We start from the raw sequence: 11,279 nt of genomic DNA on the forward strand, positions 1-11,279 counted from the left end.
TCTTATTTCTCTTTTAATTCTTCCAGAACTTCCTTGATCAGCACACGCTCATCCATCGGATGCTTCACGCCGCAGATCTCCTGATAGTCCTCATGTCCTTTTCCTGCCAGTACAATAACATCCCCAGGTTCGCCGTGCTCGATCGCATATTTGATTGCCTCTTTACGATCACAGATCTCCACATATTTTCCATCTGTCTTCGCAATTCCGGTCTTGATGTCATTAATAATATCCTGTGGTTCTTCAAATCTCGGATTATCTGATGTAATGATCGTCAAGTCTGCCAGTCTTCCGGATACTTCACCCATCTCGAATCTTCTGTCTTTGGAACGGTTTCCGCCACATCCGAACAGACATACCAGACGTTTCGGGTTATATTCCTTTAATGTAGTCAGAAGACTCTCAAGGCTCATCGCATTATGTGCATAATCGATCATCAATGTGAATTCATCAGACACTTTGATCATCTCAATACGTCCTTTTACCTTGGCCTTCTTGAGTGCATCCTTGATCATCTCAACCGGCACCTGGAAATGACGGCAGACAGAAATAGCAGTCAGTGAATTGTAAACACTGAATTTACCCGGAACATCAATCTCTACATCAAAATCCATCACGCCTGCAACATGATATGCCACACCAAGATATCCCGGTCTTGATACAAGTTCTACATTCTCTGCATGAAGATCCGCCTCCGGTGAAAATCCGAATGTCTCGATCTTACATGTAGATTCTTCAAATACATCTTTAAAATACTTGTCATCCACATTGGCGATTCCGAGCTTACACTGCTTGAACAGAAGACCTTTACATCTCTTGTAATCATCAAAATCCTTATGCTCATTCGGTCCGATATGGTCTCTTCCAAGATTTGTGAAAATGCCGATCTCAAATGGGATTCCTGCTGTTCTGTGAAGCATCAGTCCCTGAGAAGAAACTTCCATAACAACACAGTCACAACCTGCTTCTACCATCTCTGCAAAATATTTATGGATCGTGTAAGACTCCGGAGTTGTATTGCATGACGGGATCTTCTTGTCTCCGATAATTGCCTCGATTGTTCCGATCAATCCAACCTTATGTCCTGTCTCTTCAAGAATAGACTTGATCATGTAAGTTGTTGTTGTCTTTCCCTTTGTTCCTGTAATACCGATGACTTTCATCTTATCTGCCGGATATCCAAAGTAAGCTGCTGACATCAGAGCCAGTGCATAACGAGTATCCTCTACCTTAATTACAGTCACATTTTCCGGCACTTCGACATCTTTCTCTACAACAACAGCTGCCGCGCCTTTCGCCGCAACATCCGCTGCATATTTATGTCCATCAGATACTGCTCCGCTGATACATACGAAAACAGATCCTTCTTCCACTTTTCTTGAATCATTGATCAGTGTTGTTACTTCCGTAGAATCACTTCCCTGTACTACTGTGTAGTCTAGGCGTTCTAATAATTTATCTAATTTCATGATCTAACCCTCCTGTTCTGAACTGGTGTATTGCATCATTGACTTTCAGGCAAATAACGATTGTCTTAACCTTTATAGAATAACATAATCTCACCGCATATGCAAAAAAACCTACATAATCTTTCGTCCTGTTTTCGTCTTTCGAATCAGCCAGACACATCCAAATGACAATAACACAAGTCCCACACTCACTACCGGAATCATGATCCAGGCTGAAAATGTCTCTGGCTTAATATTTCTCTTATAAACATCAAGAAACATGATATGGATCAAATAGATTCCAAAGGAACATCCACAAAATCTGTCAATCCACTTCTTTGCCTGTTCGGACGGATTGAATTCGCTCTTTTTCAATCGTACTAACATAAGAAATGCCATCGCTGCTGCCAGTGCAAGCAGTGGATTACCATATTCCAGCAGACGTTCATAATGTTCTCCATCCTGCAAGGTTACCGCGTAAGTCAGCCCATAATTTAATACCATGCATACTACAAAAATACCTGCCGGAATCATTTTCCCCTTCATCACATGCTTACGATATTTATATATATAATATCCGATAAATACATAATAAGAATAGATTCTGTCCCCCACCATTGGGACGGAATAATACATCTTTTCATCAAAAAATGTGGAAATATAATTGAACAAAACAGCCGCCGTAATCACCACAAGAAATGCGCGTTCCATCCGAGGTTCATCCCTTTACACATAACCTGGAAAAAAGGAAGTACCAGATAGATCGGAATCATTGCATACAGATACCACAGATGCTGTTCTACCGGCTTATATAATAAATCTTTGATTTGATAAGGATCCTTCATATAAACTGCATTCCAGATCATATATATTACACTCCACACAAGCAGAACAATTAGAAAACGAAAGATTCTTTTTGCATGTTTATGAAGTGATTCCTGTCTTCCAAGCAGAAGTGCTCCTGTAATCATGAAAAAACATGGTACACTTATCCTTGCCAGCAGATTTAATAGCAGTGAAAAACTGTACTCCCCAATCGTAATATCGCCATAGGCTCTGCAATAATAATTCGATACATGAATCACAATAACAAATATAAAGGAAATCATTCGAATCAATTCCAGATTATAATTTTTCTCTTTCAATGCACATTCCTCTTTCTATCTCTTCTGATTTTCATCTTTTTTCTTGTTTCCGTCCGGTTTATAAAATGTGCCTTTCACAACCGCACCCTTTCCGTAACGATTGTTCAGCTGTTCCAATGCGGCATTTAATTTCTTATGTTTCTCGTCCGGTTCTTTTGGAAATTCAATATCAAAAATTGTCAGCTGCTCCGGTGCATTCTCTTCTACTAACTTTGACGTTCGGATTCCGAGCAGACGGACAGGTTCTCCACTCCAGCTTTCACGAAACAAATTACAGGCTGTCTCACATAAGATAACCGGATCATTCGTCGGCTTTTGAAGCTGCACCTGATGCGACATATTTCTGAAATCATAATAGCGAACCTCCATGCTCACCATCCCGGCTTTCTTTCCTGCCTTCTTCAGCCTGTTCCCCACGCTCTGCGCAAGCTCACGAAATACATCTCTCACCTCTTCATAAGTCGTTGCATCCTCCGACAGAGTCGTTGAATTTCCTACTCCCTTTGCCTCTTCCGGTTCATACTGTACCTTATCGTCTCCAATTCCATTTGCAAAATTCCAAAGCATCCGTCCATGACTTTTTAAATGCAGCGTAATTACATTTACATCCGCATGAGCAAGATCTCCAATTGTATTAATTTCAAGTTTCTTGAAGACCTCCACACTTGAACGCCCTGCCATAAAGAGTTCTCCAATCGGAAGCGGCCACATTTTCTGCGGAACCTCTTCCGGAAATAATGTATGGATCCGATCCGGTTTCTGAAAATCCGAAGCCATCTTCGCTAGTAACTTATTACTGGAGATTCCAATATTCACCGTGAATCCAAAACGCTTCTTCACTTCTTCTTTGATCTCCATTGCACCGTCCACCGGTGTTGGATATCGCCCGACAAGCTCTGTAAAATCCATATAACATTCATCGACACTGACCTGCTCGATCTTCTTTGTATATGTCCGCAGGAAATCCATCAGCATCCGGCTCTTTTCTCGATACATCTTATGATTCGGCGGTGCTGTCACAAGATTCGGACATTTTCGAAATGCATTTACTACAGGTTCACCCGTCTGAATCCCATAGGATTTGGCAAGTGATGATTTTGCAAGGACGATTCCATGACGCGAGCTCTGATCTCCACCAATAATCGCCGGAATCTCCCGCAGATCCACTTTTGATCCATTTTTCAATTGTTCAACCGCCGTCCAGCTTAAAAATGCTGAATTGACATCGATGTGGAAAATAATGCGCGCCATGGGAGCCTCCTTTCCGGAATTCTGCCTGAGTTCTTTCTTAGTATTAATTCTTGTTGTATGTATATACATTCTGTCAGTTTTTTATTTTAACATATAATCTGCGCTTGTATCAATTGCTTCGGTGAACGAAAAAAAGGCTGTGAAAAATCCAATTTTCTAAAAATCTCCAGAAAATTTTCATTTTTCACAGCCCTACATATTATATCGTTACTATACTGATATTTTGATGTTGGGGGCAAAAAGTATTTTGCCCCCTATAATACACGGATTGCTTCGCCTTTCATGCTCTCGCAATCCTACCCACTATTCGCATATCGTGAAGCTTACGCTCCACTTTTATGCTCATATTGGGGCGGGTCTCAAGGCCATTACACCACCTTTGTGCAAGCACCGGTGGTTTCAGACCTTTTGACCCTGGTATCATATTTTATTTCTTCACACCCGCTGTCAGTTTACCGTCCTTCACATCGATCAGGATCGTGTCTCCACGTCCCACATCTCCAGCAAGGATCAGTTTTGCAGCTAATGTCTCTACATTCTTCTGCAAGTAACGTTTCAGAGGTCTTGCACCGTACATCGGCTCATATCCACCTTCCACAACGAAGTCTTTCGCTGCATCTGTCAGCTCAACACTCAGTTCACGTTCTTCCAGACGGCGATTCACATCAGCAACCAGAAGATCAATAATAGAGCGTACATTTGTCTTTGTCAATGGTTTGAACATGATAATCTCATCCAGACGGTTCAAAAATTCCGGTCTGAAATGTGCTTTCAGATCACCCATTACCATCTCCTGACTCTGTTCATCGATCGAACCATCGTCCTTAATTCCTTCCAGCAGATAGTTTGCACCAATGTTGGAAGTCATGATCAAGATTGTATTCTTGAAGTCAACTGTACGTCCTTGGGAATCTGTGATTCGTCCATCATCCAGTACCTGCAGCAATACGTTGAAGACATCCGGATGTGCTTTCTCGATCTCATCAAAAAGTACAACAGAATATGGTTTTCTTCTGACTGCTTCTGTCAGCTGTCCGCCTTCATCGTATCCAACATATCCCGGAGGAGCTCCGATCAGTCTGGACACGGAATATTTCTCCATGTACTCACTCATATCGATACGAACCATGTTGTTCTCATCATCAAACAGGCTCTGGGCAAGTGCCTTTGCAAGCTCTGTCTTACCTACACCTGTAGGTCCAAGGAATAAGAAGGAACCGATCGGTTTTGTCGGATCTTTGATACCTGCTTTGGAACGGATGATTGCTTCAGTTACAAGCTCTACACCTTCATCCTGACCGATGACACGCTTATGCAATTCATCTGCAAGGTGAAGAGTCTTATTTCTCTCGCTCTCGTTCAGTTTTGCAACCGGGATACCTGTCCATCTGGAAACGATTTTTGCAATCTCATCATCTGTAACGGATTCATGCACAAGAGAAAGATCTTTTGCCTTTACCTTTGCCTCTTCCTCTTCCAGCTGTTTCTGCAGCTGTGGAAGGCGACCATACTGAAGCTCTGCTGCCTTATTCAAATCATACTCTCTTTGGGCTTTCTGAATCTCCTTGTTCACCTGCTCGATCTGCTCACGGATCTTCTGCACATGCTCTACGGAATTCTTCTCATTCTCCCACTGTACTTTCTTACTTGCATACTGCGCTTTCAGTTCTGCCAGTTCTTCCTGCAAATGTTCCAGACGCTCTTTACTTAAGCGATCTTCCTCTTTCTTAAGTGCAGACTCTTCAATCTCCATCTGCATCACACGACGGCGAAGCTCATCAAGCTCTGTCGGCATAGAATCAAGTTCTGTTTTGATCAATGCACACGCCTCGTCAACAAGGTCGATTGCTTTATCCGGCAGGAAACGATCAGAAATATATCTGTTCGAAAGTGTAACTGCCGCAACAAGCGCACTATCTGTGATCTTAACTCCATGGAAGACTTCGTATCTCTCTTTCAGTCCTCTCAGGATAGAGATTGCATCCTCAACGGTTGGCTCATCTACCAGAACCGGCTGGAAACGACGCTCCAATGCAGCATCCTTCTCAATATACTGACGATACTCATCCAATGTTGTTGCGCCGATACAGTGCAGTTCGCCTCTGGCAAGCATAGGCTTTAACATATTTCCCGCATCCATTGCACCGTCTGTTTTACCTGCTCCTACAATCGTATGAAGCTCATCAATGAAAAGAATGATCTTTCCATCACTGTTCTTCACTTCTTCCAGAACGGCTTTCAGACGTTCCTCGAATTCACCACGATACTTCGCTCCTGCTACCAGTGCTCCCATATCCAGCGAAAAGATTGTCTTATCTTTCAGTCCTTCCGGTACATCTCCGCTGACGATTCGCTGTGCAAGTCCTTCTACAACTGCAGTCTTACCTACACCAGGTTCACCGATCAGCACCGGGTTATTCTTTGTCTTACGGGACAGGATACGAATCACATTACGGATCTCTTCATCACGTCCGATGACCGGATCCAGTTTCTGATCTCTTGCTTTCTCAACAAGATCCTGGCCGTATTTATTCAATGTATCATAAGTTGCTTCCGGATTGTCAGAAGTAACTCTCTGATTTCCTCTTACTGTTGACAGCGCATGGAGGAAGCCCTCTCTGCTGATGCCATATTCACGGAAAATCTGCTTCAACTCACGGCTTGCATACTTCAGCATTGCAAGAAACAGATGCTCAACAGAGACATACTCATCTCCCATCTGCTTTGCTTCATCTTCTGCATGGATCAGCACATTATTCAAGTCCTGACCGACATAAGCCTGACCTCCCTGTACCTTCGGTCTCTTGCCGATTGCCTGCTCGATACTGTTAATAAAGAGCTGGCCCTGAATGTTCATCTTCTCAAATAATTTTAAAATCAGACTGTCATCCTGTGTCAGCAGCGCATATAGCAAATGCTCCTGCGCCAGTTCCTGATTCCCGTTATCCGCAGCAATCTTCTCACAGTTCTGAACTGCCTGTAATGAATTCTGTGTAAATTTATTGATATTCATGGTCTTTCCCTCCTTTGAACCACAAATTTGCTTTTCCTGTGTTCTATTAGGAATATAGCACGTATTGTTAGCACTGTAAATGGTTGAGTGCTAATTCTTTTCTAAAAATTTTGTGAAGTCCTTATTTCATGGGCTTCACAAAATTTTTAAATTTACAATTACACTCAATTTGTAATGATTTAGACCATTCTATCTTGGCCATCTCTCTTTTTTATTCATTAACGGTTTAAAAGCCTGATGCGGTTCACTCTGATACCAATATGCTACACTGGCAACATCATCCTGTCTTTCAAATAGTCCTTTATAACATACACCGATCTGTTGGATAGTAACTTTTAAATTTTCTTCAAAGCAAATCGGATCCATCAGATGCCATCTATAAAATCCTCTCATTGGCGGACAATCATCATTATGATATGGATTATGCACCAGTTCATCGTGTGCTGAATAATACGGATATCCTAAAAATGGAGAATTATAAGTCTGTTCTACCGTCTTTCCGTTTACCTGGTGAGCAAAACTCCATGACCCGCCAAAATAGTCCTCTGTTCCCGTGCCACATATTGTAGGATATTCTTCATCTCCGTCAATATAAAATTTAACTTCGCCTTCTCCCCACCAGTATCTTTCAAGTGTTGTCAGAGCAAGATATGTACCAATATAATGGCCTTTTCCTTTCACATTATCCAAAATAACATAATCCTTTGCCAGTTCTGTTATTCTTTGACGTCTCCACTGTGCATGAAAATAAGCTGTATCTTCTGGTAACTCATCATACAAACAATAGTCTACCTGATAAAAGAAATCAGGAATTGGATTATCATGTTGATTTTCTAAAGTAATTCTTGCTTTTTTACGAAATGGCATTTGAAAATAGCTATTAAAACCTCTGTTTGGAATTACGGATATTGGCATAGATGTAACAAGACATTCTCTTGCAAAACCACAGCAGAAGAAATCACCTAAAGGACTTTCAACCGATGGAACTTCCTCATCATCCCAGTACATGCGGAGTACTAAATCACGGAGTACATAACAATCCGCATCTGATGTTTTATTATTAACCGTAATCCATATATGCTGAATAATACCCGGTCCATCCATTTCAGCTAATACTACCGTTTCATTCGGCATAATATTTTTCAAGCACGGACTACCTTTTCTTGAAGGGCCAAGATGACTTGCTGCAATTCCACCCTTTCCTTTTTCTCCAGTTGGATTTTCAGCATTTATAGCTCTCGATCTTCCATTTCTTAATCTGAAAATATCTGACATTATTCACACCTCCACTTATTGCTTAACGCCGCCAGCCATAACACCTTCCATGATCTGCTTCTCAAAAATAAGTACGAAAATAACTATTGGCAGCAGGATAATACATCCAACTGTACTTATTAAATCCCATGGCATACTATATGATGTCTCCCTTGGAATAGTTGTAATAGCAACACTTAATACTTCTATTTTTTGTGCAAAAAACAATGGAGTGAATAAATCATTAAGGCAATTTATAAAATTAATGATTAATATTGTTGCAATAGCCGGTTTCATTAAAGGCAACGTGATATAAAACAGTTTCTGAAACATATTCGCTCCATCTATTTCTGCTGCTTCATCTAATGAAATAGGAATTTCACTTAAGAAATTACCTAAAATCAACATAGTAAATGGAATCAATGCACTTGTATACATGATGATCAAGCCAGGAAATGTATCAACTAATCCAAATCTTTTCATCAGATCATATAACGGTCTTGCTGTTACAATTCCCGGAATTAAAGCAGATGCCACTATCGCTGCATATACAAGTGTAAGTCCTTTTCCTGAATAACGAGTAAATGCATAAGCTGCCATTAAGCAGATAACTGTTGATAAGATTAACGAACATACAGTAATAATTGCTGTATTTAAAATCTTCTCACCCAAATTCATCTGCGTGAAAATTCTAATATAATTATCCAGTGTAGGATGTTTTGGCAGATAGTGAATCGGTGAACTAAACAGCTCAGAAGCAGGTGAAATAGATGATGTAAAAATCCAAAGTAATGGAAGTAAAATAATAAAAGCAACTATTAAAATCAAGCCCCATTTGAATATCGGTGCCAAAACTTTTTTTGTTTTTGGTTTCATTGTCAACCTCTCCCTTCTATATTTTAATCAAACTTTTTGATTGCTCTAAGCTGTATAAAACTTAAAATTGTCATAACAATAAACAGGCAGACAGCTATTGCAGACGCATATCCGAGATTCAAATTAGTAAAAGCCTCCTGCATAATTCGATATGCTAACAAAGATGTTGAATCCCCTGGACCTCCTGATGTCATAGCATATACTAAGTCAAAACTTGTCAATCGCCACATTGTAAAGAAAATAGAAAGGCTCAGTATTGTCTTCATTATATTTGGCAGTGTAATTGAGAAAAAAGCTCGTACCGGTCCTGCTCCATCGATTTTTGCTGCCTCATAGATATCTGCTGATAAAAACTGTAATGCGGCAAGCACCAAAATTGCAAAGAAAGGTAAGTCCTTCCATAAATCAACTGCAATAACTGCTCCTTGAGCTGAATTTGCATGCACAAGCCAATCATAATGAAAATTCGGTACAAATCTTCTGATCAAATCATTGATTAATCCATATTGATCATTAAACGCCCATCTTGCAGCAAGTCCCGCTACTACCATGGGCATTGCCCATGGTATAAGTACTATTGTACGCAGGAATTTTTTACCTTTGATCTTCATATTTAACATTAATGCAAGAATCACACCTAATACTAGATGGAAAAACATTGATACAACCGTAAATTTCACAGTAAATCCGATAGAAGATAATAATTTTTGATCTTCAAATATTCTAAGATAATTTCCTAATCCTATAAATTGAAAGTTATTGCCTTTTAATAAACTCATATCATAAGTACTGTTTATAAAGGTCATGATAATTGGATAGAGCGTAGTAAATGCTCTTACAATCACTACCGGAAGTACCAGAAGCCATGCAATCCACAATCCTTTTGTCTTCTTTTTCATTGTCCTTACCTCCCGTAAAACACGTAAAACAATATATTAATTATTTGACTACATATGTATCAACTGCCTTCTGTGCTTTTTCACAAAATGAGTCTAATGTTAACTCGTCAGATACATACTGCTGGAATAAAGATCCCATCTCACTAATAAACTCCATCGCCTGCGGTGCCATAGGACGTGCAAGAAGTTCTGTATTGTCCACGTACTCTTTTACTTCATCTAAACCAGGCAAATCCATCGCTGCTAATTCATCACTTTCCAACACGTCTGTTCTTGCCGGAAGTCTGGATGTCATTTCTGTATAATCAAGTTCTCCCTGCTCACTTGCAGCATACTTGAGGAATTTCTGCGCCGCTGCTTTATTTTTTGAAGCACTATTCAAAACATATCCCCATGTAGAAATATAAGCTGCCTTATTTTCAAATGTCGGCATAGGGGCAATATGCTGTTTATCCGGACCATACTTTCCTGAATTAACAAAAGACTGTATTGCTCCTACATACATAAAGATAGAAGCATATTCTCCATCAAAAAATTTCTGCATCATTGGATCGTACTGATCTGCCAGCTGAGAAATAGGTGTCTCTTTTTTCTTCATCATATCATACATGAATTTTACAGCTTCCTGAGTTTTAGGATTTGTCCAATCGTAGTAGTCTCCACCAAACAAATTCACAAATGTTCCGATAGAGTTAAATACATATGTTTTTTCCCACGCATCTCCATATCCGTATTTACCGTCCGATGAATTAGCTTCTACATATTTTTCAAAATCCTCTTTTGTCTTAATCTCGGTAAGACCTGCATTTGCCATATTTTCCTCATCAACCCAAAAAGCAAGAACATCCATAAAACAAGGAACTGAATAAACATTGTCTCCTACCATTGTCATTTCCTGCATATATTTCTGTGGAAAATTTTCCATAATCTCCGGTGTCATAACGGTGTCTTGAAGCGGCTCTAGATAACCTGTATTTTTAAATCCGCTCATCATCTCATCATTAATTGTAACGACATCAATACTATCATCACCTGAAGATAATATAGTTGTTATTTTTGCCTGACGATCATCCGTATTTGTCGGGCATGCAATTGTTTCAATTTCCAGTCCCGTTGCTTCCTCCGCTTTATGGATATATTCATCAAAAGCTTTTCCATAAGTTGTATCCTGTGTCATCAAGGTAATTTTGTTTGAATTCTCGTTCTGCTTAACCTCTGTGTTTCCTCCAGACTTCCCGCATCCACTAAAAAGTCCAACAGACATTGTTGCTATAAGTAATACACTGACTATTCTTTTTTTCATTTCTTTCCCTCCTGCGTTTTTATATGCAACCTTAATATCTACAACTATTTGTTAATATCATCATAGAAAATAATGCTTTAAAAATAAATA

At 39.9% G+C, this 11,279-nt stretch carries 9 protein-coding genes; all 9 read right to left on the reverse strand.

All coding sequences use genetic code 11. The features are described from left to right. Positions 1–2 precede the first annotated feature (2 nt). Positions 3–1,469: a UDP-N-acetylmuramoyl-L-alanyl-D-glutamate--2,6-diaminopimelate ligase gene (locus DXB52_RS06295; protein WP_118106771.1), complete on the reverse strand. Its 1,467-nt coding sequence runs from the start codon at positions 1,467–1,469 to the stop codon at positions 3–5. A gap of 111 nt (positions 1,470–1,580) precedes the next feature. Next, entirely contained in the window at positions 1,581–2,159 is a 579-nt protein-coding gene (locus DXB52_RS16810) for an acyltransferase family protein (RefSeq protein ID WP_472519991.1), read from the reverse strand. Beyond that, the gene (locus tag DXB52_RS16815) at positions 2,135–2,593 is read right to left on the reverse strand and encodes an acyltransferase (RefSeq protein WP_472519992.1); all 459 of its coding nucleotides are present in this window, start codon (positions 2,591–2,593) and stop codon (positions 2,135–2,137) included. Before DXB52_RS16815 ends, DXB52_RS16810 begins: the two co-directional genes overlap by 25 nt. Positions 2,594–2,608: 15 nt before the next feature. Continuing rightward, positions 2,609–3,844: a Y-family DNA polymerase gene (locus DXB52_RS06305; RefSeq protein WP_118106772.1), complete on the reverse strand. Its 1,236-nt coding sequence runs from the start codon at positions 3,842–3,844 to the stop codon at positions 2,609–2,611. 427 nt (positions 3,845–4,271) lie between these two features. Further along, positions 4,272–6,857, reverse strand: coding sequence for an ATP-dependent chaperone ClpB (gene clpB, locus DXB52_RS06315; protein WP_015528380.1), 2,586 nt, complete (start codon positions 6,855–6,857; stop codon positions 4,272–4,274). Between the two features lie 189 nt (positions 6,858–7,046). Beyond that, the gene (locus tag DXB52_RS06320; protein WP_055160890.1) at positions 7,047–8,132 is read right to left on the reverse strand and encodes a glycoside hydrolase family 172 protein; all 1,086 of its coding nucleotides are present in this window, start codon (positions 8,130–8,132) and stop codon (positions 7,047–7,049) included. Positions 8,133–8,147: 15 nt separating this feature from the next. Next, entirely contained in the window at positions 8,148–8,987 is an 840-nt protein-coding gene (locus DXB52_RS06325; RefSeq protein ID WP_054751448.1) for a carbohydrate ABC transporter permease, read from the reverse strand. Positions 8,988–9,010: 23 nt separating this feature from the next. Continuing rightward, complete coding sequence (locus DXB52_RS06330; protein ID WP_117826780.1) at positions 9,011–9,886, reverse strand: carbohydrate ABC transporter permease; 876 nt, start codon at positions 9,884–9,886, stop codon at positions 9,011–9,013. A 40-nt stretch (positions 9,887–9,926) separates the two neighbouring features. Then, positions 9,927–11,189 (reverse strand): ABC transporter substrate-binding protein, encoded by a 1,263-nt coding sequence (locus tag DXB52_RS06335; RefSeq protein ID WP_118106774.1) that lies wholly within the window; start codon positions 11,187–11,189, stop codon positions 9,927–9,929. Positions 11,190–11,279 lie beyond the last annotated feature (90 nt).

Source organism: Ruminococcus sp. OM04-4AA, from assembly GCF_003462585.1.
Lineage (GTDB): Bacteria > Bacillota > Clostridia > Lachnospirales > Lachnospiraceae > Mediterraneibacter > Mediterraneibacter faecis.